This is a genomic window from Paraburkholderia sp. J63, from assembly GCF_905220245.1.
In the GTDB taxonomy this organism is placed as follows: Bacteria; Pseudomonadota; Gammaproteobacteria; order Burkholderiales; family Burkholderiaceae; genus Paraburkholderia.
Genome location: NZ_CAJMZF010000003.1, coordinates 54,645 through 80,306, shown reverse-complemented (window position 1 = coordinate 80,306; position 25,662 = coordinate 54,645). Strand labels below are relative to the sequence as shown.

Below are 25,662 nucleotides of genomic sequence, written 5' to 3'. Positions count from 1 at the left end.
TCTGCGGGAAGAACAGTTCTCCGCTCAGGTCAGGAATGCGGGGGGAGTCAGTCGCCTAAAGTGCGCGGGGGGGAGGCGCGGGGTATGCGCGGCGACCTCGATGGCGGTCGCCGCCCCTGCATCACATCTGGCCGCTATGGCGCGATTTCATTCCACTTGCGCGCGAGCCCGAGTTGCTCGAAGCGCTGAATCAGAAACTCCGTGAAAACGCGGATTTTCGCGGGCTGATGGCGGCGGCTCTGGTAGGCGATGTTGATCGTGAGCGCGGGCAGACGCCAGTCGGAGAGAATGGGCACGAGCTTGCCCGCGACGATGTCGCCATGAATGATGTACAGCGGCTGGATCAGTATGCCGAGGCCGGCTAGCGCGGCCGCTCGGATCACCTGCCCTTCGTTCGCGTCGAGCACGCTCTTGACGGCGACCGACTGTTTCTTCGCGTCGCGCCGGAAGTGCAGCACGTAGGGATCGTTGGCGAGGTTGTACACGAGCAGGTCGTGGTCGCACAGCGCATCGGGCGTGGCGGGGATGCCGCGCTTTGCCAGGTAGCCCGGCGCCGCGGCCAGCACGCGGCGCGTCTCGGCCAGCTTGCGGACCGTGATGCTGGAATCGGCCTCGTGCTCGCGCGTGCGGATCGCCACGTCGATGCCGGCCTCGATAAAGTCCGGATAGCGGTTCGCCGCGACGATCTGCACGCTCAGGTCCGGATAGCGCTTGTGGAATTCGGGCAGCGCGGGCGCGATATAGAGCGACGCGAACGACACCGACGCGGTCACCCGCAGCGTCCCGCTCGGATTAATGGCGGCTTCGTTGACTGCGGCATCGGCCTCGGCCATTTCGGCCATGATCGCCACGCAGCGGCGGTGGTACTCGCGCCCGGCATCGGTCAGCCACAGCCGCCGCGTGGTCCGCTCGACGAGCCGCACGGCCAGCCGGTCCTCGAGCGCATTGAGGCAGCGGCTCGCCGCCGCGCTCGACATGTCGAGCCGCTCCGCCGCTTTCGACAGGCTGCCCAGCTCGGCGACCTGTATGAAGAATTCAATCTGGGTCCACTTGTCCATAACCTTCTATTTCTCCACCTGGCGGAGAACAGAACTTCACTTTTCCGGGTTTCTTCCACTGCAAGAGGGAATTAATCTTACCCGAACGCATCTTGAAACGACATCCCGGAGACAAGCGCATGCGCAACCTTAACGAAGACACGATCACGCAGGCCGTGATTGCGTCGCTTTGCGAGTGCCGCAACGAGCGACTGCAGATGGTGATCACGAGCCTCGTGCAGCATCTGCACTCGTTCGCGCGCGAAACGAAGCTGACGGAAGCCGAATGGGAGGCCGCGATTACGTTCCTGACCGCGGTCGGCCATATCACCGACGACAAGCGCCAGGAGTTCATCCTCTTGTCCGATGTGCTCGGCCTCTCCACGCTCGTGACCGCGCAGAATCACGCCAAGCCCGACGGCTGCACCGAGGCGACCGTATTCGGCCCCTTCTATGTCAAGGACAGTCCGGAGTTCGGGCACTGGGACGACATCGCGAACGGCGCGAGTGGCGAGCCGTGCTTCGTCAGCGGACAGGTGCGCTCGATCGACGGCGCGCCGGTCGCGAACGCCCTGCTCGAAGTGTGGCAGGCCGACGAGGACGGCCATTACGACGTGCAGATGGCGCCCGATGAGGACGGCGCCCTTGCCCATCGCGCGCGCGGCAAGCTGCGCACCGACGCCAACGGCCGTTTCGGGTTTCGCTCGATCCTAGCCGAGCCGTATCCGATTCCTCACGATGGCCCGGTGGGCGCGCTGCTCGATGCGCTCGGCCGCCACCCGTGGCGCCCCGCTCACCTGCACTTCATGGTTCAGGCGCCGGGCCATGAGACGCTGATCACGCATGTGTTCCGCGACGGCGACCGCTATCTCGACTCCGACGCGGTCTTCGGCGTTCGCTCGACGCTGGTGGCGCAATGGGTTCGGCACGCGCCCGGCACGGCGCCGGACGGGTCGCGCATCGACACGCCGTATTACACGCTCGACTATGACTTCGTGCTGAATCCCGAAGGGAACAGCCGATGATCCGGCACATCGTCATGTGGCGGGTCGCGGGCGAGACCGAGCAGCAACGTGCCGACACGCGCTTGCGCGTGAAGGCCGCTTTCGAAGGATTGCGCGCGCGCATTCCCGGCATGACTGGCCTCGAGATCGGCGTCGATATCAGCCGCGTCGACTATGCCTGCGATCTCGTGCTGGTCGCCGAATTCCAGTCGCGCGAGGCGCTCGACGCCTACGCGACGCATCCGGCGCATGCTGAGGTGCGCGAAGCGCTCGACGGCTTGCGGATCGCGCGTCACCAGGTCGATTACGTCATCGAATGCTGAAGAGTTCATGAGAGCCATGATGGAATTTGTCTACAAGGCGCGTCCTGCCCGCGTCATTTTCGGCGCGGGCAGCCTGCGCCATCTCGAACGCGAAGTGCTGGAGCTGGGCGCCAATCGCGCGCTGGTGCTCTGCACACCTGAGCAACGCGCGCTTGCCCAGTCGGTGGCGGACCGGGTCGGCGCACGGGCGGTCGGACTCTACGACCAGGCCGCGATGCATGTGCCGATCGAGGTGGCCCGCGACGCGCGCGAATTCGCCCAAGCGTGCGGCGCCGATTGCGCCATCGCGGTGGGCGGCGGTTCGACGATCGGGCTCGGCAAGGCGATCGCGCTTGAAAGCCACCTGCCGATCCTCGCGATTCCGACCACCTACGCGGGCAGCGAGATGACGCCGATCTACGGCGTCACCGAAGCGGGCCTCAAGCGCACCGGCACCGATGCGCGCGTGCTGCCGAAGACGGTGATCTACGACCCCGAGCTGACCGTCACGCTGCCCGCGGAATTGTCCGTCACGAGCGGCATCAACGCCATCGCTCACGCGGCCGAGGGGCTCTATGCGCACGACGCGAATCCGGTGATGAGCCTGATCGCCGAGGAAGGCATACGCGCGCTCGCGCAAGGCCTGCCCGGCGTGCGGCGCGACGCGGCGGACCTCGGTGCGCGCAGCGACGCGCTCTATGGCGCGTGGCTGTGTGGAACGGTGCTTGGCAACGTCGGCATGTCGCTGCATCACAAGCTGTGTCACACGCTCGGCGGCAGCTTCAATCTTCCGCACGCGCAGACGCACACCGTCGTGCTGCCCCACGCGCTCGCCTACAACGCCGCGCACGCGCCCGATGCGATGGAGCGGATCGCGCGCGCCATCGGAGCCGACGACGCCGCGCGCGGCCTCTACGATCTCGCGCGCGAAAACGGCGCGCCCGTCGCGCTGAAGTCGATCGGCATGGCGGAAGCCGACCTGGACCGCGCCGCCGATATCGCTGTTGCGAATCCATACTGGAACCCGCGGCCCATCGAGCGCCCCGCGCTGCGCGCGCTGTTGCAGGACGCCTTCGATGGCGTGCCGCCGCGCCGTCACTGAAATAACGCTGCGCCGCACAGGTGCAATGAACAAACAGCCGAACAAACAACCGATAGCGAAGGAGACACTCAATGAAGCCGGAATCGAATCTGAACCAGGGCGGCGAGCGCGCCGCCGAGCACTACGACGTGGCCGTGATCGGCTATGGCCCGACCGGCCTCGTCGCGGCATCCATGCTCGGGCGCGCCGGCTACCGGGTCGTGGTCATCGAGCGCTGGCCCACGCCTTACGGGCTGCCGCGCCTCACGCACATCGACGGCGAGACCGCGCGCATCGTGCAGGCGAGCAGCGACGTCGAGCAGGCATTGCGCAACGCGATGCCCGTCGACAGCTATCACTACCGCGACGCCGCCGGCGATCTGCTGCTCGAACTGAACTGGACCGGGCGCGCTTGCGGCTACCCCGCGCACATCTCGATCTATCAGCCCGATATCGAAGACGCGATCGACGCGCGCGCGAGCGGCTACCGGAACGTGACCGTGCTGCGCGGCTGGGAGGTCGAGACGCTGAAGCAGACGGGCGACGGCGTGGTGCTCTCGGCGCATCCGTGGCGCGGCGCACAGGACGCGCAATGGACCGAACCGCCGCGCACCTTCCACGTTAGCTACGCCATCGGCGCGGACGGCGCGAACAGCGTGGTGCGCCGCACGCTCGGCATCGAGCGCAACGATTTCGGCTATAACGAGCGCTGGCTCAATCTCGACTCCGAGAACCTGGCCGACCTGGGCTCCGCGTGCGCGACCACGACGATCTTTTGCGATCCGGCGCGCGCCTATATGCACATGCCGATCGGCACGAAGCGCACGCGCTTCGAACTGCGCGTGCTGCCCGGCGAAGCGACGTCCGACTGGGAAGCCGAGGAAGCGGGCTGGCAATGGCTGCACGAGCGCTATGGATACGGGCCGGCGCATCTGAAGATGCTGCGCCACGTCGTCTATACGTTCGAGACACGCATGGCGGAGCGCTGGCGCGACGAGCGCGTGCTGCTTGCCGCCGACGCCGCGCACACGATGATGCCGTACATGGGGCAAGGCGCGTGCTCGGGCATGCGCGACGGGATCAATCTCGCGTGGAAGCTCGATCTGGTGTTGAGCGGGCGCGCGGCGCCGGCATTGCTCGACACCTACGAGGCCGAACGCAAGCCGCACGTGAACGCGATCATGCAGATGTCGCTGTTTCTCGGCCAGGTGGTCAACGAAGACGACCCGCAGAAGGTCGCCGAGCGCGACGCGGCGTTTCGCACGGGCAAGGTGCCGCCCATGCCGCCGTTCCCGAAGGTCGAGCACGGTATCGTGCATCGCGAGGCCGACGGCACGCTGCTGCCGGCAACGGGCATTCCCGCGCCTCAGGGACGGGTGCGCCAGGGCGCGGCGGAAGGCCGGCTCGACGATGTTGTCGGCTATGGCTTCCAGATCGTCGCGCGCGAGCATCCGGCGCGCCATCTCGATGCAGGCCAGCTAGCATTCATCGCGCAGCTCGGTGGTCATTTCGCAGTCCTGTCCGACAATCCGAACGGGCGCGATGCCATTGTCGACCTCGAAGGCGATCAGCAGGCGTTCATGGACGCGCACGGCGTGGCGGCCTACATCAGCCGGCCGGATTTCGTCGTGTTCGGCGCGGTCGCCGATATGCGGGAACTCGGTGCGCTCGTCGACGATCTGCGCGAGAAGCTGCATTGGCTGCCCAAGGCGGCCAACGCCAACGCCGAATCCGGCGTTGCCGGCGTGCGGGCCTCGTGAGCGAGGACAGAACGATGACGACTGAGCAATCTCCTTTCATGTCGGCGCTGCAACGGGCGATGCCGCTCACGCGCCTGCTCGACTGCGGCATGGACTATGCGGATGCCACGGCGCTCCATGCGCGCACCATGGCGGGCGAGCCATGGGACACGGCCGCCGAGGCACTGGCCGACGCGCAGTTCGCGCGCGCCTCCCGCGCGGCCGAGGCGGGCCACCTCGTCACGGCCGCCGGCGCGCAGGCGTCGGGGATCGCCGGCCTGCTCTTCGCCCAGATGGCGTTCAACGACGACGTGCCCCGCAAGCGCCAGCTCTATGCGCGCCTGCGCGAGGCCGCACGACGTCTCGCGAGCTGGTCGGAACAGAAGATCGAGCGCGTGGAGCTGCCGTTTTCGGGCGCGCATCTGATCGGCTGGCTCGTGCGGCCACCGGCGCATGCCGTGCGTGGCACGGTCATCGTCTTTGGCGGCCAAAGCGGCTGGGGCTTCGCCTATTGGCCGATCGCGCGCGAACTCGCGGCGCGCGGCATCGCCACCTTGCTCGCCGAAGGCCCGGGCCAGGGGGAGACACGGCTCGAACAAGGGATCTACGTCGATGTCGACCTCGACGCCGCCTACCGGCGTTTTGTCGATCATGTTGCGGGCGATCCGTCGCTGGGCCCGGTGGGGATCTGGGGAAACAGCGTCGGCGGGTTGTGGGCCGCTTCAACGGCCGCCTCGGATTCGCGCATCGCCGCGTGCTGCGTAAACGGCGCACTGGCCGCGCCGACGCTCCTGCCGTTCCGCACCTTTGTCGAGCAGGCCGCCGCGATGCTGGGCAACAAGGACCCCGAAGCGATTAGCGCCAATTTCGCGCGCATGCGATTCGACGCGCAGCGCCAACGGATCGATTGCCCGCTACTGGTGCTGCATGGCGGCGCGGATCCGCTGATCCGGATGGAAGACCAGCAGCCTTTTCTCGATGCGGCGACGTCCTCTGAAGCCAGGCTAGAGATCTGGCCGGACGGCGAGCACACGATCTACAACCATTCTGCAGAACGAACTTCATTGGTGTGCGACTGGTTCGTTGAACGATTGACCCAACGCGCGTAACCGAGCTTCCACAGGCGCCCCGGCCAGTCCGCCGGGGCACGCCAATCACATCGACAACGCCGCGCTCAATTCCCCGCGCGCGCCTCCACGGCCTGCACAGCCGGATGCGCGACGGCGCTCTCCTGCGGCAGCGCCCATTCGAGCCAGCGCGCGCGATGCGCGAGCACCAGCATGAACGCCAACGCCGCGAGCGCGCCGAAGGTCGCGAAGCCCATCTGATAGCTGCCCGTGCTTTCCCTGGCGATGCCCATGATCACCGGCAGATAGAACCCGCCGATGCCGCCCGCCGCGCCCACGATGCCCGACATCAGGCCCGTGCGGCCATGCCAGCGGCGCGGCACGAGCTGAAACGTCGCGCCGTTGCCGAGGCCGAAGCACACGTAGGTGAGCGCGAGCAGCGCGATGCCGGCGTCAAGCGGCGGCATCCACGCGGCGAACGCGAAGTCGCACAGCGAGATGGCCGCGAGCAGCAGCACGAGCGCGCGCACACCGGAAATGCGATCGGCGATCAGTCCGCCGACCGGGCGCACCATCGCCCCCGTGAACGCGAGCAGCGACATGATCACGCCGGCCTCGAGCTTGGGCACGCCATAGAGCGAGACGAGCAGCGTGCTCACATACGACGACATGCCCACGAAACCGCCGAACGTGATGCTGTAGACGAGCATGACGACCCAGGTGTCGCCTTCCGCGAGCACGCCGCGATAGTGGCGCGGCAGCACCGCAATCGCGAGCAGCGCGCCCATTACAGGCAGCAGCAGCACGCCGGCCCTGCCCGCGCCGAACACGCCCGCATGCACGGCGAGCACGAGCGCGATCAGACCCGCGAGCGTGATGCTGAACGCGCGCAGCGCCCGCGGCGCGCTGCCCGACTTCTGGCCGAGATCGCGGGCCCAGAAGCATACGGCCGTCGCAGCGAGGCCGAGCAGCGGCAGCGCCGCGCCCGTCGCATGAGTCCAGCCGTAGCGGTTGGCGAGGCCCGGGAACAGGAAGCCGTCGAGCACCGCGCCGATGTTGCCGGCGGCGGCGAGCCCGAGCACGAGGCCCTGCACTTTCGGCGCATAGTTGCTGCCCGCCATCGGCAGCGCCACCGCGAAGCTCGCGCCGCCCACGCCCAGCAGCACGCCGAGCACGAGCAGCAGCGTATAGGACGGCGCGCCCGGCATCAGCAGCAGCACCAGCGCGGGAAGCGCCGAAAGCGCGATGCCCATCAGCGCGACCTTGCGACCGTCGCAGGCCTGATAGAGGTTGCCGAGCGTCACGCGCAGAATCGCCGCGCCCAGCACCGGCACCGCGACGAGCAGGCCCAGTTCGGCCGGCGTCGTCGTAATGTCCTTCTGAATGAACGGCGCCAGCGGCCCGAACATCACCCACACCGTGAAGCCGGTGTCGAAGTACAGAAAGCACGCGACCAACGCGCGCCAGTTGCCGCTCTTCAGTGAGCTCAAAAGATCTTTCACGAGGCTCCCTCCAGGTAGTGAGTCTCGGCGCGCCATCGGCGTCCGGATTCGGTTAGTTAGCATTCCGATGTTTCAATCGGCGTTCGCGTCGAAAACGGCGCCGTGTCGCGAAACACGACCGCCGGTGAACGCATCGGCGGGAGCACAAACGAAAAAGCGCCCCGAAGCGCATCCCATGGAAGCCGTTGTGCTCCATGGGATGCCGCTTCGGGACGCCGTTGTCCCGCCTTATCTGTTCTGTTGCAATCGTCCCGCCCTGCGTGACGAGCTGAAATCGCCGAGGCCGTCATTGGCCTCGCGGCGTATCAAGCAATACGTATGCCAAGGATTGAGGAAGGGTCGACGCGATGGCCGCAGTGACTTGCAATACGGGCCGTCCAAAGGTGGCTCCGTTTTCATGGCAGCGTTTCCGGCGCATTCATGGCGCCGGGCCATCCACCATTCGTGTGCGATTCATGAAAGCCGCTGGTGCACCGCAGCGTAGCTGCGCACCATAGCCGGGCGCGTGGCCCAAGTCGGCCTATTATTATTGAATCGATGGTAGGTCTGGTCGACCGTCAAGCATGGGGCCCGAGCAAGCGGCTCGGCACTCGCTCCAGTCGACAGTGAGGAGGCGCATCATGAAACCCGCCGGATGGATCCTGCTCGGCACGCTGGCCTTTGTCGCTTTCGCCGTGTGGTCGGAAAGCGTCGCAGCGAACACCGCGAAACCCGCCGCGGCTTCGATTGCGCCGGTCACGCCGATCGCACAAACCGCGGCAACACCGACCATCGCCATCGTTGCCGGCACGTGGGGCGCCAATTGCGGCGCGCGGCGCGGCAACGCCACGCGCGATCTCGCGCGGCACTGCAATGGCCTGCCCACCTGCGGATACGTGCTTGGCGCCCCCGCGACGGGCGCCCCATCGCCTCAGGCTCCAGCCCCGCTTTCATCGGGGCGCAAGATGACTTCGTCCGCGGCCTGTCGCGTCGACTATCGCGCGCAATGGCGATGCGGTAACCGCGAGTTTCACGACGCGGCGCTCAGCGCGGGCGCGTCGCCAGGCGATACGCTCGTTCTGAGCTGCGTGCATGAGAATGGGCCGGGGCATTGAGGTCCCCCTCCCCGGCTCTTTCATATCGCACCGCACACGCAACGCCCACCGCTTGTCACGGAAGGACACACCGGGCCCCCAGCGTGGCCGGCATCTCACCGCCTGCGCCGCGCGCCGCTGCGTAATTCAACCGCACCGTGAAGCGCATGGACACAACGCTGTACCACCTTCCGGCTCGCACGCAATGATTCAATGAGTCGTCGACCGTGTCTTCCCGGAGACTCTGGCGACATGATCTCATCGGCATGAATCATTTGTTCAGTGGAGCTAAATATGGGCGTTTCCGAAACCGGTGCAACTTCCTCGACCTACACGAACGACGATCAGTACACGTCGACGAACCAGCCCGATCCCCAGGATGCCGATACGGGCGGCGGCCAACCCAGTCCGGACAGTGCTCCGACTTCAGACCCGGCCGGTAGCTCGAGCACGGGGGGAGCCGCCGCCGAGGGCGATGAAAGCACCGGCGGCGATGGGACACCCCCATCGGGCGCGACGAACACGCAGACCACGGAGGATTCGGGGGGCCCGACTTCGCAACAGAACACGACACCGTACACGGCAGCGCCCCAAAACGATGACATAACGGCCGGTCCAGCCAGCGCAGGCGGTTCCCAAGACCCGAATCGTCCGGAAAATCCGCCGAATCCCAAGGGATCCAATGCCCAGCAAGCCGGTGGTGAGCCCACGCCCGGCAGCACGCAAAACGACCATGGAGCCACAGGCTCGTCGGATTCGACCCATGTCGGCGAGCAACGGCCCGCAACCGCAGAAACCATCTCGAATCACAACACCGGCACCTCAGCGCCACCCAAGTCGGCGCGTGAAGCGCGGGACGACCACAACAACGCATCGGCACCGGTTGCACGGCCCACTGCCACGCAAGGCGCCAGCAACGGGTCAACGCAAGCCATATCCACCATGAGCAAGTTGGCCACGCCCCAACCCGCCAATGCCGGTGCGCAACAACCTGCCACCCCGGGCGCACGGCAATCCCCGCCTCCCGATGCGCCGCCCCGGAAGGCCGCTCTCTTGACATCGTCGCCCGCGGGGCCGCATGGCGTCCAGCAAGGCAATGGCCCCGCCGGCTCACCGCCGATCGGCACCGCCGGCGTACCTCAGGCGAGGGCGAACGATCCTGATCCCTCCTCAGGCGAGACGAAAGCGCCCTTTGCCACTGGACAGACTGTGCCCCCCAACCGAGGCGGCTCCGTCGCCCCCGCCGAAAGCCCGCCGCCGATGGCCGCGCCAGCCAGGAAAAACACGCCGGTTCTAAACGGCGCCACGCAAAGCGAACTCACGGGCCTGCTCACGAAGTACGACACCGAAAACGACGGCCAAACCCAGGACTCGCGCAACCGCGTGAACGACGCCGTTACGGCCGGCAAGATCCAGCAGGCGAACGAACTCGACTACACTGGCTATCCACCGGACGTTCAAGCCTTCGAAGACCGGATGGCCGCCAGCCAGGCCCAGTTGGCGGCGCTTCCGCAGGCAATGCGCGATTACTACACCGGGCAGTTGGCCGCGATGGACGTCACCTATCGCAACATGACTTCACCCGAAGCACGGGCAGCAGTGAATCAAAACGCCATCCAGTTGCAAAACGATATCCTCGCGGAATACAACCATTCGATCAATGATCCACTGGACCGCACTACCGCGATCTTCAATCATCCGGTCGGCGCAGGCTATCTGGACGAGCAGCACCAGGCACAGTTGAAACAGCTCGACCAGCTTCGCGAGGATTTCCTGAACGCACCCGATGCCGCCAGCCGCGAGGCGATCTTCAAGAAGGCGGAAACACTCAAAACGGGGCTTCAGGTCGCGGCTGCGAATGGTGTTGACGCCTACCTCACGAAAGACCGCGCAGCATGGGAAGACGCCAACCACTACGTCGACCAGCTCGTCGCCGACGCGGGAAAAATCCAGGATCCGTCCAAACGCTACAAGTCCATCGGCGACGGTCTCTTCTCGCTCAATACCGGCATGGGCGAAGACGACGTCGCGGACCGGCGCGTACTGGCATTCACCCAGCATCTCATGGACGACCCCGAGCTACGCACCAGGCTGGACCAGTGGCAAGGCGAGGCCGGCTTGCCGCTCAACGCGCAAGGTGCATCCGCCGCGCCGCCCTATTCGCAGATCGTCAACAACCTTCCGGCCGCCGGGCCGGATTATGTCCGCGACCTCGCCGACCAGTACACCGCCGTCATCAAAGGCCAGACCAAAGGCGAACGAGATGCCGCGTTCAATCAGGCCAAGCCCTATTTGCAGGCCGCCGAAGGTTTTGCTCGCTTCATGCTGGGTATAACACCGCTCGCACCGCTAAACTCCGCGCTCGACGGCGCCTCCGTGCTCTCGCAGCCCGCGCGCATGGGCATAGACATAGCCAGTACGTTGGCTGGCGTCGCCACGGCCCCCTTCATTGGCGGTGTTTCGGCCGAGGCCAGGGCCGCCAGCAGCTTCGTTTCAGATTTGCGCACCGAATCCGCTATCGCCAACGAATCGGCCCAGGATCTGAAACTGGGTATGCAGGAAGGAAAACTCGCTTTGACCACGGAGAATGGCGACTTGCAGGCTGCGGAGAACGCCGGCAAAGCGGGAACCGCGCCGACGCAACTGCTCGAGCCCGAGCTGCAGGCAGCAGCCCAGGAAGGCGGGGCCGCGCAAACCGGCTACAAGCCTGCCGAGATAGGGCCGTCACTCGACCCGCGCATGCTGGACGCGCGCGCCCGCATCGAGTCGAACCCGATGGCCGTGCCGTCCCGTTATGCGGCCGAGGTCAACGGAAATGCGCTCAAGCCCGATGAAAACGCGGCAGGCGTGCTCAACGACGCCAACAATCAGCACTATATCCGGAGCGGCAACGAGTACTTCAAGGTCAAATACGATTCGGATAACGAAACGTGGCGTGCGGTGAATCCGGAATCGCCAAACAGCTTCAGCTATCCGGTCCGATACAACCCGCAGGACGGCACCTGGTCGCTCCACGGCGATGTCGGCATACCGGGCGGCGGCCCGCTTTCGCGACTCGTGTCGCTCGGAAAGTACGCGAAGGGCGATCCGCGCATCGCCAGTCTGATCAACTCAAAAGTCCTGAAGCCGCAGGATCCGCAAACCTGCTTCCTCGATCACGGCAGAATCGCGCAACAGGCGGCAGGGGTACCCGACGGCAGGCTCAGGCCCATTTCCATGGGACCGCTCAACGCGAATCAGTTGCAAACCGAGCTCGGCAAGGGCCCGATCGTGCTGAGCGCCCGCAACATCGCACGTCCCGACTCCAACTATTCAGGAATGCACACCGTTGTGCTACTCAAGACCATCAAAGAGGACGGCAAGAACTATGTGCTCGGTATCGATCTCGACGATACGATCGGGCGTAACGGCCACGCGCAGAATCTCGAAACGGGAGACTTCGGCGGCGTCAAGTACGACCTCGACCAGTTGGTCAAGCAAGCGGCGCCTTACGTGGACGAGGATACCGGCACGCCACTGGAGATGTACCTGCGCCCGCAAGAAAAGAAGGGCATCTGGAGCTGGTTCAGCTAGCCAGGCATCGCCGCCTCGCGTACGGCCCGGCATGGGCGGCCCGCACGCGACCCACTAGTTCCCGCAGACGTGTGCCGCAAAACCGGTGCTCCCCGGCGCGATCTCGTCGCGTAGCGTGAGCGCCGGAATCTCATACGCCCCTGCATTCTGCGGACGAAACGCAATCGGCGCAGTGCTCCAGAGCGTATCGAGCCGTTCTCCCAATGCCTCGCGCGTGGCCGCGAAGCGCGCTTCGTCCATGCGTCCCGTGCGATACACGAGGAAGGGCGGCAGGACGTCGAAACCCGGGTAGTAGAGCACGCCGTGATGGATCGGGAAGAGGATGTCGTCGATCGGCCCGTTGACGCCGCGCGCGCCGTAATGCGATTCCCAGCCGCCTGCCGTCACCACCAGCATCGCGCGCTTGCCCGCGAGCGTGCCCTCGCCATAGCGCTTGCCCCAGCGCCGGTCGGAATGTTCGCCCACGCCATACGCGAAGCCGTATGCGTAGACGCGTTCGATCCAGCCTTTGAGAATCGCGGGCATGGAAAACCACCAGAGCGGAAACTGCAGAATGACGGCGTCGGCCCAGAGCAGTTTGTCCTGCTCGCGCGCGATGTCCGCGCTTTGCGTGCCGCTCTCGAAGGCCTGCTTCGAATCGAGCGACGGCTGGAACGGCGTGGCGGCATCGCGCCCTGGCGCGTCCCGCGCATCGAGCACGGCCTTCCAGTTCATGGCGTAAAGGTCCGAGACCTGCACCGCGTGCCCCGCCTGCGTGAGACGCTCGACCGCGAAATCCTTGAGCGCCCCGTTGAGCGAGCGCGGCTCGGGATGGGCGTAGACGACAAGTACGTTCATGCTGAAGCTCCGCTGGTTGAATCGATTAAATGGATGGCTCTCAGCATAGGGACCCGTCTGCTATATTGGAAATGAATATCGGCAATAACAGGTATTACCGTGAATAATCTGCGCCGCCTCGATCTCAATCTGCTGGTCACACTCGACGTCCTGCTCGCCGAGCTCAACGTCACGCGCGCCGCCGAGCGCCTGAACTTCTCGCAGCCCGCGGTGAGCGTGCATCTGGCGAAGCTGCGCGAACTGCTCGGGGACCCGCTCCTGCTGCCGGGTCCGCGCGGCATGCGGCCCACGACGCGCGCGCAGGCATTGCGCGAGCCCTTGCGCGAAGCGCTCGAAGCGCTGGAGCGCGCGGTGGCGCCCGCAAGTCCGTTCGATCCGTCCGTCGCGCAGCACACCTGGCGCGTGGCCGCCACCGACTATGGCGAATCGACCATCGCCCTGCCCGCGCTACGCGCCATGCGCGCGGCGGCGCCGCATACGCGCCTCGCGATCATCGGGCTCGTGCCGCCGCGTATCGCCAAAGCGGCGGAGCAAGGCGAGATCGACCTCGCGTTCCATATCACGAGCGATGCGCCCGAGGGCCTGCGCCAGCGCGTGCTGTTCAAGGAGCGCTACGTGCTCGCGGGACGAACGGGGCATCCGCGGCTCAAGCGTCGTCCCAACGTGAAGCAGTTCTGCGAACTCGAGCACGTGATCGTTTCGCCGGACGGCGGCGGCTTTCGCGGCGTGACGGACGAAGCGCTCGCCGAGGCAGGGCTCGCGCGCCGCGTCGTGCTCTCGGTGCCGCATTTTCTTTTCGTGATCTCGGCGCTCGCGCAGACCGATCTCGTGGCGATGCTGCCGTGGCGGCTCGTGCGCGAGAACGCCGCGCTGAAGGTCGTTGAAGCGCCGGTCGACGTGCCGGGCTATGAAATGTGCATGCTGTGGCACGAGCGCATGCATCGCGACCCAGCGCACCAGTGGCTGCGCGAGCGGATTGCTGGGGCGGTTTGAGCGAACGGACGCGCGTTTGCGCCGACGGGGGAGTTCAAAAGAAGATCAATCGCCGGGCCCCGTGTGGCACCTGAACGCATGGAAAGCGCGCGAGTAGGCGGGCTCGGTGCTTGACCACGCGCAATCGCAAGCCACGGGGTGGAACGTTTCTCCGGACGCTGTGATATCGAACGACTTTCGCGCGCATTTCCACCGGCAAAGCGTTCGCAAATAAAAACTTCAATATCAAAGGCTTACGTCAGCACAGCCAAATCGCTCGTTCGCCTTTGGCGCATAACCATCAGATAACTCTGATTTTTTCCGCACATCTGCCCTGATTGACAAGCGCGCAAGCCGATTCCGATAATCGCCTCCGCTCGCCAGATCAAGCTATTCGCAAGCGCTCCGCAAACTGGCCTGCAGCGAAAATTTTAATCAGGAGACCCAATGAGAAAAAATTTCATTGCCGCCGCCGTGCTGGCCGCATGCTCCCTTGCGTATATCGACCCTTCGCACGCCATCACTATTCCAGCGGGAACCGCGCTCGCCGCCAGGCAGGAAATCACGCGGCAAATTACGGCCGAGGTGGAATCGCTCGACCCCGCCTATATCGAATCGGTCTCGGCCCAACTGGTCGGCATCGATCTGTTCGAAGGTCTCACGCGCATCGACGCGGCGGGCAATGTCGTACCCGGTGTAGCTCAATCGTGGTCGCGGCCCTCGCCTGACCTGTGGGTCTTCAAGCTGCGCCATGACGCGAAGTGGAGCGACGGCCGCCCGGTCACCGCCGCCGATTTCGTCTATGCGTGGCAGCGCGTTGCCGATCCGAAGACGGCTTCGCCCTACACCATCGCCATCGAATTCGTGAAGAACGCCAAGGCCGTGATCGCGGGCAAGCAGCCGGCTTCCACTCTCGGCGTGCGCGCGATCGATCCGTACACGCTCGAAGTCAAGACCGAGACGCCGACGCCCTTCTTCCCCGAGCTTGCGGAAGGCTCCACGCTGGCCCCCGTCGATCGCGCGACGGTCACGAAGCTCGGCAGAACCTGGACGCGGCCTGGCAATCTGGTGGGCAACGGCCCCTATGTGCTCGCCGACTGGCAGCCGAACAATCGCATCGTTCTCACGAAGAATCCCCACTACTGGAACGCCGCAAACGTCGCCATCACCAGGGCCACCTGGCTGCCCATCGAAAGCGACGAAACCGCCATGCGCATGTATCAGGCCGGGCAGATCGACATGACGTTCCAGTTGCCATCAGGTCAATACGCCCAGCTATCGAAGCAGTTCGGGCGCGACCTCAAGGCCGGCACGCAGATCGGTACGTACTACTATTCACTCAATAATGGAGACGCTGCGCTGCACGACGCCCGCGTACGCCAGGCGCTGTCCATGGTCCTCGACCGCAATCTGCTTACCGGGAAGATCACGCAGAACGGTGAGCGGCCCGTCTACGGACTCATCGTCACGGGCACGAAGGGCGCGCAGCCATTCACGCCGGAGTGGGCCGCATGGCCGATGGCGAAGCGCGTAGAAGCGGCCCGCGGTCTGCTCAAAGACGCCGGCTATTCAGATGCCAGGCCGCTTGCGTTCAAGCTCACCTACAACACAAACGAGCTGCACAAGAAAGTCGCGCTATTCGCATCGAGTGAATGGCGTTCGAAGCTCGGCGTCAACGTCACGATCGAGAACCTCGAGTTCAAGGTGCTGCTCAAGCAGCGTCACGACGGTGCATACCAGATCGCGCGCAACGGCTGGTACGCCGATTACAACGACGCCATGACGTTTTATGCGCTCGTGCAATGCGACAGCCCGCAAAACGACCAGCGCAGTTGCAACGCGAAGGCCGACGCCGAGGCCAACGAAGCCAACCGCCAGCTCGACGATGCGAAACGCAACACAATGCTCACGCAGGCATTCTCGCTCGCCATGAACGACTATCCGATGGTGCCGCTCTTCCAGTATGCCAACGCGCGCCTCGTGAAACCCTGGGTCGCCGGCTACTCGCTCAGCAACTCCATCGACCAGCGCGCGACGCAGGACATGTACATCCTCAAGCACTGATCGACCGCCATGCTCGCCTATACCCTGCGCCGCGTGCTCTGGTCGGTGCCCACCGTGCTCGCCGTCGTGACGGCCTGCTTCCTGCTGCTGCACCTCACGCCGGGCGGCCCGTTCGATACGGACCGCGCGCGCTCCGCAGCGGCGCTGGCCAATCTGAATGCTCGCTATCACCTCGATGAGCCGCTATGGCAGCAGTATCTGCGCTACCTCGGCGCGCTCATGCACGGCGATCTCGGCAGCTCGTTCCGCTACGCCGACTGGAGCGTCAACGAACTGGTGAAGAAGGCGCTGCCCGTGAGCCTCGGCATCGGCGGGATCTCGATTCCGCTCGCGGTGCTGCTGGGCGTCGCGCTCGGCGCCATTGCCGCCGTACGCCGCAACGGCCCTATCGATCATGCGGTCATGCTGCTCGGCAACCTCGGCAATGTGGTGCCGCCGTTCGTGCTCGGCCCGGTGCTCGTACTGGTGTTCGCCGTGCTGCTCGGGACACAGGACGGCAGCGGCTGGCTGCCCGCAGGCGGCTGGGGCGAAGGCGACTGGCGTCACCGGGTGTTGCCCGTCGCGCTGCTCGTCATCATCAACATGGCGGCCATCGCGCGCGTCATGCGCGGCAGCCTCATCGAGGTGCTGTCGGGCAACTTCATCCGCACCGCGCGCGCCAAAGGCTTGCCCGACCGCACCATCGTGCTGCGCCACGCATTGCGACCCGCGCTCATGCCCGTCATCTCGCTGCTCGGTCCGGTGTGCATTTCGTCGATCACGGCCGCCGTGGTGACCGAATCGGTGTTCGCGCTGCCGGGCCTCGGACAGCTCGTCGTGAACGGCGCGGTCAATCGCGACTACACCCTCGTGCTCGGCCTCGTGGTGCTCACCACGGTCACCGCCGTGCTGTTCAACCTGCTCGTCGACCTCGCCTATGCGTGGCTCGATCCACGCATCCGCTACTGAGCCGAGTTCGCTCCTCACGCCATGAACGTCCTGTCCTCCACACCGGCGCCGGCCGCCGCTCCCACGTGCAATACCTCGCCCGCGCTCGCGCGCTTCATGCGCCATCGCGCGGCGCTCGTGAGCCTCGCGTTGCTCGTGCTGATCGCCCTTGCCTGTTTCATCGGCCCGCTCGTGCTGCCCAATTCCCCGCTCGACAACGACTGGAGCGCAATCAGCCTCGCGCCCACGCTGCAAGGCGGTCACTGGTTCGGCACCGACGAGCTGGGCCGCGACCTGCTCGCACGCACGCTCGTGGGCGGACGCGTCTCGCTCGAAGTGGGGTTGCTCGGCACGCTCATTTCCGCTTGCGTGGGCGTGGCGTACGGCGCGAGCGCCGGCTATCTGGGCGGCCGCACGGACGCCATGCTGATGCGCATCGTCGACATGATGTATGCGATCCCGTACATGCTGATCGCGATCCTGATGGTCACGCTGTTCGGCCGCGCATTTTCTCTCGTTATCCTGACTATTAGCGCATTCTCGTGGCTCGACATGGCGCGTGTCGTGCGTGGCCAGACGCTCTCGCTGCGCACGCGCGAGTTCGTCGACGCCGCGCGCGCCATCGGCGTGCGGCCCGCCTTCATCGTCGCGCGCCACATCGTGCCCAACCTGGCCGGCATCGTGGCCGTGTACGCGACCGTCACCGTGCCCGGCATCGTCCTGACCGAGTCGGTGCTGTCCTTCCTCGGCCTGGGCGTTCAGGAGCCCATGACGAGCTGGGGCGTGCTGATCCAGGACGGCGCGCAGAAACTCGACACCATGCCGTGGCTGCTGCTGTGCCCCGCCACGCTGCTGTGCACGACGCTCTATTGCGTGAACTTCGTCGGCGATGGCCTGCGCGACGCATTCGATCCTCGGGAGCATTGAGATGGCGCTGCTCGATGTCGAAAACCTTGGCGTGCGCTACGAGCGCCGCGATGCGCCGCCCGTCACCGTCGTCCATGACGTCTCGTTCACGCTCGAAGCGGGCGGCACGCTCGGGATCGTCGGCGAATCCGGGTCCGGCAAGAGTCAGACGGTCACGGCTCTGCTCGGCCTGCTTGCCGCAAACGGACGCGCACATGGCCGCGCATGCCTGCGCGGCGAGGACCTGCTTGCGATGAGCCCAGCCGTGTTGAACCGCATACGCGGCGACCGCATCGCCATGATTTTCCAGGACCCGATGACTTCGCTGAATCCGTTCCTCACGATCGAACGGCAAATGACCGAAGGCCTTCAACTGCATCGCAACGTGACGCGCCGCGACGCGCGCCGGCGCGCGATCGAGGCGCTCGAGCGCGTGCGCATTCCCGACGCCGCACGCCGCATCGCGATGTATCCGCACGAATTCTCGGGCGGTATGCGCCAGCGCGTGCTGATCGCGGCGGCGCTGATGATGGAGCCCGACGTGCTGATCGCCGACGAGCCCACCACCGCGCTCGACGTCACGGTCCAGGCGCAGATCATGGCGCTTCTCTCCGAGATGAACCGCGAGCGCGGTACCGCCATTCTCCTCATCACGCACGACATGGGCGTGGTGGCCGAACTCTGCGAAGACGTCATGGTGATGTACGCGGGGCGTGCCGTCGAAAAGGCGCCGGCCAGTGCATTGTTCGCGCAGCCGCGGCATCCGTACACCGGTGGATTGCTCGGCGCTTTGCCGCGTCTCGACACGCCGCGCGGCGCACGCTTGCGCACGATCGCCGGCAACCCGCCGCTGCCCGGCGGCGAGGGACCCGGCTGCGCGTTCGCACCGCGCTGTGCATTCGCCTTCGAGCGCTGCCGCACCCATACGCCCCCATTCCACGCTGATGGCATGCGCTCGCACGCATGCCATCTGACAACGCTGCCCGCTCAGCCGGATCGGCCCATTCAGCCAGGCGATGCCGAAATACCGCTGCCTTCGTCAGGAGCACGTGCATGAACGCCGGTTCGACACCAACCGAAGTACTCCTGAGCGTTCGCGATCTCGCCGTGAATTTCCGCGTCGCGTGCGGCGCCTGGCCCTGGCAGAAGGCCACATTGCGCGCCGTCGACGGCATCTCGTTCGATGTGCGTCGCGGCGAAACGCTCGGGCTCGTGGGCGAATCCGGCTGCGGCAAGTCCACGCTCGCGCGCGCCGTGATAGGTCTCGCGCCGGTGGCCTCGGGAAGCGTGAAATGGCGCGGCGAGCAAACCGTCCTCGGTACGCGCCGCACGCTCGACACGCTGCGCCGCGACGTGCAAATGATCTTCCAGGACCCGCTCGCCTCGCTCGATCCGCGCATGTCGATAGGCGAAATCGTGGCTGAACCGCTCAAGACCCATGCGCCGCAGATGGGGCGTCAGGAGATCGAGCGCCGCGTGCTGACCCTGCTCGAGCGCGTCGGCTTGAACGCCCATCACGCGGCGCGGCGCGCGCACGAATTCTCCGGCGGCCAGTGCCAGCGCGTGGGCATCGCGCGCGCATTGATCGGCGGGCCGGGGCTCGTGATCTGCGACGAGCCGGTTTCGGCGCTCGATGTTTCCATTCAGGCGCAGATCGTCAACCTGTTGCGCGACTTGCAGCGCGAACTCGCGCTCTCGCTGCTGTTTGTGGCGCACGACCTCGCCGTCGTGAAAACCATCAGCCATCGCGTGATGGTCATGTATCTGGGCCGCGTGATGGAGCTCGGCACCTGCGAGGCTGTCTATGGCGGCGCACTGCACCCCTATACGCAGGCGCTGCTGGACGCCGTGCCGATACCCGACCCGGCGCTCTCCCGCGCGCGCCGCGTGCGGCCGCTCACCGGAGAAGTTCCCTCGCCCCTCAACCCGCCCTCGGGCTGCGCTTTTCGCACGCGTTGCCCGGCCGCCTCTCAGATATGCGCCAGCGCGGCGCCGGCTTTGCACGCGGACCCCGCCGGGCAGTCGATTGCGGCCTGCTGGCACCCGCGTAACGCCGGCGGATCGCCGCCGGCCTGAATCCTTCGCCGGGCGATACGTCCGATCGCCGCAACCGATTTGCAATCCTTATCGATTGCTGGATTTCAACGACAACAATATCAGGGATAAACAATGAAACGAGACCTCAGTATCAGGAGAAACGCAGCGGCACTCGCGGCGCTCACCCTGGCCGCGTCGTTGGGCGCATCGGCGGCGCGTGCTGCCGATAACGCACAAACGACGACCGTGACCACCACGAACGCAGCGGCAAATGCGCCAGCGAATACCCGCGCAAATGCCGCCACGAATTCGACCGCGACCTCGGCATCGAAGCCCACTGCCCGGCAAACGCACAAGAGCAAGCGCAAAGCCGCGCGCAAGCGATCCTCGCAGGCAGCACAGCAATCCATGCAGCAAAGCGCGCCTCCAACCGCCAGCAATCATCAGGCGCAGAGCGTCGAGCCGCTGCTCGCCCCCAACGCCCCCGAGATACTCGCCTCGGCGTCGCCCGCGCAGAGCGCTAACGAAACCGTGCGCGCCGACAATCCGCCTCGCGCGCAATCGAGCCAGGCCGCGAGCAAAGGCTTTGTCGACGACGGCCACCTGACGCTCAATCTGCGTAACTACGCCGACATGCTCGACGTCGAAGGCGGCCCGCACCGCCACGCCTGGGTACAGGGCGCGATGCTCGACTACACCTCGGGCTTCACACAAGGCCCGATCGGGCTGGGCGTGGACGCCTCGCTCTACGGCGCATTCAAGCTCGACGGCGGCCAGGGTGCCGGCAACATGGTGCACGTCGCCAAGGGCGGCGGCGGCTCGAATCAGCTTGCGTGGGCGTATCCGGGCATCTACGACGTGAAGGCGCGCGTCTCCGATACGGTGGTCAAGTACGGTCTGCAGGTGGTCGACGACAACCCGTTCTTCGAGCCGCACGACAACCGGGCGCTGCCGCCCACCTTCCTCGGCGTTTCACTGGTGAGCAAGGACATCGCGAACGTCGTGCTGCAAGGCGGCAGCTTCACCAAGGTGGACGCGCGCGGCCACACGAACCTCACCGATCTCACGACCTCGTACGGCGGCGTCTCGTTCAAGCGCTTCAGCTACGCGGGCGGCCGCTGGGACTACAGTCCGAATGGCAGCCTTTCGCTTTTCGCCAACCAGGCCGATGGCGTATGGCGCCAATACTACGGCTCATTGCAGCAGAGCATCGGCGATCCTTCGACGCTCAAGTGGACCGGCTTCGCCAACATCTACTCCACGCATAGCGTGGGCGGCGGCGCCGAAGGGCCTATCGACAACAATGCGTATAGCGTCTCGCTGGCCGCGCAACATGGCGCACATTCGCTGCTATTCGGCTTCCAGCAGATACTCGGCGATCAGTTCTTCGACTACGTGAACGAGACCAACGGCATCTACCTCGTCAATTCGATGGACGTGGACTACAACGCGCCGCACGAGAAGTCGTTCCAGGTGCGCTATGGCTTCGACGGCAAGTACGCCGGCCTGCCAGGCGCGAAGGCGATGCTCTGGTACGCGCTGGGCTGGGGCGCCGACGCCTCGGCGGGCGCGGCGGCAAACGCGTCGCCCAATAGCGCGCTGTATGGTCTCTACTGGAGAAACGGCCAGCCCGTGCATGGCACGCATCACGAATTCGGCTTCATCCCCTCGTACACCGTGCAAAGCGGTCGTTTCAAGGACACGAAGATCTCGTTCATCGCCATGTGGCACCATGGCTCGCAATACTACTCGGACCCGAGCAACATGGAATACCGGCTCGTCGTGGGGATGCCGCTGAAGCTGTTTTGAGCGACGCGACGGGGGCGTGCGTGGCGACGCACGCCCCCGGGCAGCGCAAGACTCGCCCAGGCTGAAACGAGAAGTCCCTATATCGCCAATGCGAGTCGCATAGACTGACCTTTCAAATATTGTCAGAAAACCCGCGTATTTCAGTTTAGAAAATGTAGAATAACGCCGCCGTTTTAGAAAACGACCATATAGGGACAGAAAATGGGGGCGCAGGATCTGATTGCGGCCATTACCGGGGGCCTCGTACAAACTGACCGGCTGCTCAAACTCGATACGCCGCTCGGCAATAATGTCCTGCTGCCGCAACGCGTAATTGGCCATTCACGCATTGGCCGCGATTATGGCTTTACGCTCGACGCCGTTTCCACCGACGGCCATATCGAGCTGAAGACGCTCATCGCCCAGCCGGTCACGCTCTGGCTCCAGCAGACCGGCCAGTCGTATCTCCCGCACCACGGCTATGTCCATACGGCGCGGCGGCTGGGCGCGGACGGCGGTTTGACGAGCTACCAGCTCCAATTCGCCTCGTGGCTGCACTTCCTGAAGTTCCGCAAGGACGCCCGCATCTGGCAGGATAAAACCGCCGACGCCATTCTCACCGATGTCTTCAACGCGCATCCCCAGGCCCAGGGTGCATTCCGCTTCGCCATTCAGAATGCATTGCCGTCACGCTCGTTTTGCATGCAATACGAAGACGACTGGAGTTTCTGCCAGCGGATTATGGAATCCGAGGGCTTATTCAGTTATTTCGAACAGGCGGAAGACGGCAAATCCCATGCGGTCGTTATTACCGATAATATCGGCGCATTGCCGGCTTTAAATCCGCAATCGGTTAATTTTTACCGGTCGGGCGTCAATAGCGAAACCGATGCGCTCGTACAATGGAGCGGCACGCGTACTTTGCAGAGCGTCACGCTCACCACGCGTACGTTCGACTACAAGGCGCCGTCGAGCGCCGTGAATCCCAAAGGCACCTCGGTGCCCTCGCTCACGACGCACGGCGACCTGCCCCAGCAGATGGAGGTCTACGAGTACACGGGCGCCTACACCTACGGCGAGCAGTCGCGCGGCGACACGCTCTCGGAACTGCGCATGGAGGAATGGGAGTCGCGCGCCAAGCGCTTCGAAGGTGCGGGCGCCGTGCGCCGCCTCGATGCGGGTCGCTGGTTCGAACTCGACGGCCACCCGGAGCACGACGCGGATTCCCAGCAGGATCGCCAGTTCGCGGTGATCGAGGCGCAGTGGTTCATCGAAAATAATCTGCCGGTTTCCGCTGCGCAGACGCAGCCGTTTCCGCACAGCCTCCAGGAAGAGCTTGCGGCGATCAAGACGGCACATCAGGGCGAACGCGACGCGCTGACGATAAAAAGCATGGACGGAAGCGTTGGCTTCCTGCTGGTGAGAATCGAGGCGCAACGCAAGGCCGTGCCCTATCGCAGCCCGTTCGAGCATCACAAGCCGGAAATGCAGATGCAGACGGCGATCGTGGTCGGCCCGGCGAACGAAGAGGTTTACACCGACTCGCTGAACCGCATCAAGGTGCGATTCCACTGGGACCGCCTGAATGCCGGCGACGAAAAAGCCTCGTGCTGGGTGCGCGTGGCGATGTCCGATACGGGCGGCGGCTACGGCGGCGTGCACGTGCCGCGCGTGGGCGAGGAAGTGATCGTGGACTGGCTCGGCGGCGACTGCGACCGGCCCGTGGTCACGGCGCGCGTCTACAACGGCTCGACGAATCCACACTGGCATTCGAACGGCATTCTCTCGGGCTACAAGTCGAAGGAATACGGCGGCAGCGGCTACAACCAGATGGTGATGGACGACGCCACGGGCCAGAACCGCATGCAGCTTTACAGCACGAGTGCGAATTCACAGCTCCATCTGGGCTATCTGATTGCGCAGAACGCGAACTCACGCGGTGCGTATCTGGGCAGCGGCTTCGACCTGAAATCGGATGCTTTCGGTGCGATCCGTGCGGGCCAGGGGCTTTACGTCAGCACGTATGCGAAGAGCGCAGCGAGCCAGCAGCTCGACGTGAGCGAAGCGCATGCGCAGCTCACCAGCGCGCAGGGTGCGCTGGAGGCGCTCTCGCAGGCGAGCGAAACACACCAGGCCGAATCGTTGAAGGATGGCAGCGATGCACTCAAGACGTTCGCCAGTGCAACGCAATCGACCGCGCAGGGCGCCGCAGCGAGCGGCGGTAATACGGCAGGCGGTGGCACCGGCAACGCGAATGCGTTCAGCGAACCCGTGATGCTGATGGCGAGCCCCTCGGGCCTCGCGCTCTCGACGCAGCAATCGACGCACATGGCTGCCGACGAACAGATCAATCTCGTCAGCGGGCAAAGCACGTACGTGGCGACGGGCAAGTCGCTGATCGCGAGCGCCGCGCAAAAGCTGAGCCTCTTCGCGCAGAACGCGGGCATGAAGCTGTTCGCGGGCAAGGGCAAGGTGGAGATCCAGGCGCAAGCGGACAACGTGGAAGTCACGGCGCAAAAGAGCGTCAAGCTCATCTCGGCGACGGAAAATATCGAGGCCGCCGCGAAACAGGAAATCCTGCTGACCTCGGGCGGCGCGTATATCCGCATCAAGGACGGCAACATCGAAATTCACGCACCGGGCAATATCGACATCAAGGGCGCGCAGCACGACTTCTCGGGCCCGACGTCGATGCCCTACCCGTTGCCGAAGCTCCCCGAGGGCATCTGCCACTCGTGCGTGCTCGACGCCGCCGCCGACGTCAACCCCTTTGTGCCGCTGTGAGTCCGCGACATGCCGCCAACGATACAAGAACTCATCGATTTGACACCGCTGCAGCCCGGCGAACGTCGCTACACGCTCGTGGATCTCGCGCAACTCACGCCGGAGCAACGTGGTTTGCTGCCCGACGGCAGCCTGCCCGCATCCGCGCTGCTGTTTAGCGTCGATCCGATTCTGGAGAGCCAGCGCGACATCGGCCCCGCGCTGCTAGACCTCACCGGCGCGGAAGATCCCGCGCACGACTCGCATGCGTTCTTCGTCTCGCTCGCCGAGACAGGACGCACGACGGCGCAGGCGAGCTGGGTCACGTCGGGGGCGCCTCAGTCGTTGCTCACGCAACATTTCGCGCGCTATCTAAAAGTCGCGTTGCCGGACAAGCGTCGCGCATTGCTGCGCTTCTACGACGCGTGGCTTCTGCCGCGTTTCGTGCGCGTGCTCTCGCCGGCGCAATGGGACGATTTCACGCGCCACACGAGCCAGTGGCACGCCATGCAGCCCGACGGTACGTGGGCGGATCTGCGCAAGCGTCCCGCACAGTTCGCGGTCGAGTCCGGCGAGGCGCCGCCGCCGGCGCCCATCGCCCCTGCCACGCCTTGGCCCATGTCCGAGACCCAGCATCAGATGATGGTTTATGCGGGCCTGCCCGGCAGCGTGATGCGCCGCTACTTCGACGAACATCCCAGGCAAGCCGCGCAGCGCACGCGCGCCGAAATTTATACCGACGCCACGCAGACGATGCGCGCGGCGGCGCGGCACGGCGTGGGCGCCATCGACGACCTGGAGGCCATCATGATGATCGGCCTGCTCAACGGCCCCGCGTTTGTCGACCAGCCCGAGGTACGCGAGCAACTTGCGCGGCTTGAGTCTGGAACGGACTTCGAGGAGGTGTTGGTGCGCCTTGCGGCGGTTCGCACATGATTGCGGACACAACCATTTTTAGATGTTTCGCACCCGGCCTGGCGCCGTGCGATG

19 protein-coding genes are annotated in these 25,662 nt (G+C 65.3%); 16 read left to right on the top strand and 3 right to left on the bottom strand.

Going from position 1 to position 25,662, the window contains the following annotated elements:
- Window positions 1-134: 134 nt before the first annotated feature.
- A complete protein-coding gene (locus tag U5775_RS04630) occupies window positions 135-1,058 on the bottom strand; it encodes a LysR family transcriptional regulator (RefSeq protein ID WP_322056944.1) in 924 nt (307 codons plus the stop codon).
- A 119-nt stretch (window positions 1,059-1,177) separates the two neighbouring features.
- Here U5775_RS04630 and U5775_RS04625 point away from each other — a divergent pair, with 119 nt between their 5' ends.
- The 5 genes from U5775_RS04625 (at window position 1,178) to U5775_RS04605 (ending at window position 6,272) form a co-directional block, all read left to right on the top strand.
- On the top strand, window positions 1,178-2,062 hold the full coding sequence (locus U5775_RS04625; protein WP_322056943.1) for an intradiol ring-cleavage dioxygenase: 885 nt from the start codon (window positions 1,178-1,180) through the stop codon (window positions 2,060-2,062).
- Window positions 2,059-2,364 carry a Dabb family protein gene (locus tag U5775_RS04620; RefSeq protein ID WP_322056942.1) on the top strand — a complete coding sequence of 102 codons (306 nt, stop codon included), beginning with the start codon at window positions 2,059-2,061 and terminating at the stop codon, window positions 2,362-2,364. The genes U5775_RS04625 and U5775_RS04620 overlap by 4 nt, the downstream gene beginning before the upstream one ends.
- Window positions 2,365-2,383: 19 nt before the next feature.
- Entirely contained in the window at window positions 2,384-3,445 is a 1,062-nt protein-coding gene (locus U5775_RS04615; RefSeq protein WP_322057187.1) for a maleylacetate reductase, read from the top strand.
- Between the two features lie 71 nt (window positions 3,446-3,516).
- Complete coding sequence (locus U5775_RS04610; RefSeq protein ID WP_322056941.1) at window positions 3,517-5,184, top strand: bifunctional 3-(3-hydroxy-phenyl)propionate/3-hydroxycinnamic acid hydroxylase; 1,668 nt, start codon at window positions 3,517-3,519, stop codon at window positions 5,182-5,184.
- Window positions 5,185-5,198: 14 nt separating this feature from the next.
- Window positions 5,199-6,272 (top strand): alpha/beta hydrolase family protein, encoded by a 1,074-nt coding sequence (locus U5775_RS04605; RefSeq protein ID WP_322056940.1) that lies wholly within the window; start codon window positions 5,199-5,201, stop codon window positions 6,270-6,272.
- Window positions 6,273-6,337: 65 nt separating this feature from the next.
- Here the strand turns inward: U5775_RS04605 and U5775_RS04600 are convergent, their stop codons facing one another.
- Window positions 6,338-7,732, bottom strand: a complete 1,395-nt coding sequence (locus U5775_RS04600; protein ID WP_322056939.1) for an MFS transporter — start codon at window positions 7,730-7,732, stop codon at window positions 6,338-6,340.
- Between the two features lie 620 nt (window positions 7,733-8,352).
- Here U5775_RS04600 and U5775_RS04595 point away from each other — a divergent pair.
- Together U5775_RS04595 and U5775_RS04590 are read left to right on the top strand one after the other, a co-directional pair.
- Entirely contained in the window at window positions 8,353-8,826 is a 474-nt protein-coding gene (locus tag U5775_RS04595; protein ID WP_322056938.1) for a hypothetical protein, read from the top strand.
- A 273-nt stretch (window positions 8,827-9,099) separates the two neighbouring features.
- Window positions 9,100-12,378, top strand: a complete 3,279-nt coding sequence (locus U5775_RS04590) for a hypothetical protein (protein WP_322056937.1) — start codon at window positions 9,100-9,102, stop codon at window positions 12,376-12,378.
- A 54-nt stretch (window positions 12,379-12,432) separates the two neighbouring features.
- Here the strand turns inward: U5775_RS04590 and U5775_RS04585 are convergent, their stop codons facing one another.
- Complete coding sequence (locus tag U5775_RS04585) at window positions 12,433-13,215, bottom strand: NAD(P)H-dependent oxidoreductase (protein ID WP_322056936.1); 783 nt, start codon at window positions 13,213-13,215, stop codon at window positions 12,433-12,435.
- Window positions 13,216-13,314: 99 nt separating this feature from the next.
- Here U5775_RS04585 and U5775_RS04580 point away from each other — a divergent pair, with 99 nt between their 5' ends.
- The 9 genes from U5775_RS04580 (at window position 13,315) to U5775_RS04540 (ending at window position 25,608) form a co-directional block, all read left to right on the top strand.
- Window positions 13,315-14,208: a LysR family transcriptional regulator gene (locus U5775_RS04580; RefSeq protein ID WP_322056935.1), complete on the top strand. Its 894-nt coding sequence runs from the start codon at window positions 13,315-13,317 to the stop codon at window positions 14,206-14,208.
- A gap of 426 nt (window positions 14,209-14,634) precedes the next feature.
- The gene (locus U5775_RS04575; RefSeq protein ID WP_322056934.1) at window positions 14,635-16,251 is read left to right on the top strand and encodes a peptide ABC transporter substrate-binding protein; all 1,617 of its coding nucleotides are present in this window, start codon (window positions 14,635-14,637) and stop codon (window positions 16,249-16,251) included.
- Window positions 16,252-16,260: 9 nt separating this feature from the next.
- Window positions 16,261-17,199 (top strand): ABC transporter permease subunit, encoded by a 939-nt coding sequence (locus tag U5775_RS04570; RefSeq protein WP_322056933.1) that lies wholly within the window; start codon window positions 16,261-16,263, stop codon window positions 17,197-17,199.
- A 21-nt stretch (window positions 17,200-17,220) separates the two neighbouring features.
- Window positions 17,221-18,105, top strand: coding sequence for an ABC transporter permease (locus U5775_RS04565; protein WP_322056932.1), 885 nt, complete (start codon window positions 17,221-17,223; stop codon window positions 18,103-18,105).
- Window position 18,106: 1 nt separating this feature from the next.
- The gene (locus tag U5775_RS04560; RefSeq protein ID WP_322056931.1) at window positions 18,107-19,141 is read left to right on the top strand and encodes an ABC transporter ATP-binding protein; all 1,035 of its coding nucleotides are present in this window, start codon (window positions 18,107-18,109) and stop codon (window positions 19,139-19,141) included.
- On the top strand, window positions 19,138-20,160 hold the full coding sequence (locus U5775_RS04555; RefSeq protein WP_322056930.1) for an oligopeptide/dipeptide ABC transporter ATP-binding protein: 1,023 nt from the start codon (window positions 19,138-19,140) through the stop codon (window positions 20,158-20,160). The genes U5775_RS04560 and U5775_RS04555 overlap by 4 nt, the downstream gene beginning before the upstream one ends.
- A gap of 93 nt (window positions 20,161-20,253) precedes the next feature.
- A complete protein-coding gene (locus U5775_RS04550; protein WP_322056929.1) occupies window positions 20,254-21,930 on the top strand; it encodes an OprD family outer membrane porin in 1,677 nt (558 codons plus the stop codon).
- Between the two features lie 201 nt (window positions 21,931-22,131).
- Window positions 22,132-24,693 (top strand): type VI secretion system Vgr family protein, encoded by a 2,562-nt coding sequence (locus tag U5775_RS04545; protein WP_322056928.1) that lies wholly within the window; start codon window positions 22,132-22,134, stop codon window positions 24,691-24,693.
- A gap of 9 nt (window positions 24,694-24,702) precedes the next feature.
- Entirely contained in the window at window positions 24,703-25,608 is a 906-nt protein-coding gene (locus U5775_RS04540; RefSeq protein ID WP_322056927.1) for a DUF4123 domain-containing protein, read from the top strand.
- Window positions 25,609-25,662 lie beyond the last annotated feature (54 nt).

Coding starts and splice junctions, on each gene's coding strand:
- U5775_RS04590 (WP_322056937.1), top strand. CDS start 9,100: ATGGGCGTTTCCGAAACCGGTGCAACTTCCTCGACCTACACGAACGAC.
- U5775_RS04615 (WP_322057187.1), top strand. CDS start 2,384: ATGGAATTTGTCTACAAGGCGCGTCCTGCCCGCGTCATTTTCGGCGCG.
- U5775_RS04630 (WP_322056944.1), bottom strand. CDS start 1,058: ATGGACAAGTGGACCCAGATTGAATTCTTCATACAGGTCGCCGAGCTG.
- U5775_RS04620 (WP_322056942.1), top strand. CDS start 2,059: ATGATCCGGCACATCGTCATGTGGCGGGTCGCGGGCGAGACCGAGCAG.
- U5775_RS04540 (WP_322056927.1), top strand. CDS start 24,703: ATGCCGCCAACGATACAAGAACTCATCGATTTGACACCGCTGCAGCCC.
- U5775_RS04565 (WP_322056932.1), top strand. CDS start 17,221: ATGAACGTCCTGTCCTCCACACCGGCGCCGGCCGCCGCTCCCACGTGC.
- U5775_RS04585 (WP_322056936.1), bottom strand. CDS start 13,215: ATGAACGTACTTGTCGTCTACGCCCATCCCGAGCCGCGCTCGCTCAAC.
- U5775_RS04545 (WP_322056928.1), top strand. CDS start 22,132: ATGGGGGCGCAGGATCTGATTGCGGCCATTACCGGGGGCCTCGTACAA.
- U5775_RS04610 (WP_322056941.1), top strand. CDS start 3,517: ATGAAGCCGGAATCGAATCTGAACCAGGGCGGCGAGCGCGCCGCCGAG.
- U5775_RS04550 (WP_322056929.1), top strand. CDS start 20,254: ATGAAACGAGACCTCAGTATCAGGAGAAACGCAGCGGCACTCGCGGCG.
- U5775_RS04570 (WP_322056933.1), top strand. CDS start 16,261: ATGCTCGCCTATACCCTGCGCCGCGTGCTCTGGTCGGTGCCCACCGTG.
- U5775_RS04555 (WP_322056930.1), top strand. CDS start 19,138: ATGAACGCCGGTTCGACACCAACCGAAGTACTCCTGAGCGTTCGCGAT.
- U5775_RS04575 (WP_322056934.1), top strand. CDS start 14,635: ATGAGAAAAAATTTCATTGCCGCCGCCGTGCTGGCCGCATGCTCCCTT.
- U5775_RS04560 (WP_322056931.1), top strand. CDS start 18,107: ATGGCGCTGCTCGATGTCGAAAACCTTGGCGTGCGCTACGAGCGCCGC.
- U5775_RS04605 (WP_322056940.1), top strand. CDS start 5,199: ATGACGACTGAGCAATCTCCTTTCATGTCGGCGCTGCAACGGGCGATG.
- U5775_RS04625 (WP_322056943.1), top strand. CDS start 1,178: ATGCGCAACCTTAACGAAGACACGATCACGCAGGCCGTGATTGCGTCG.
- U5775_RS04595 (WP_322056938.1), top strand. CDS start 8,353: ATGAAACCCGCCGGATGGATCCTGCTCGGCACGCTGGCCTTTGTCGCT.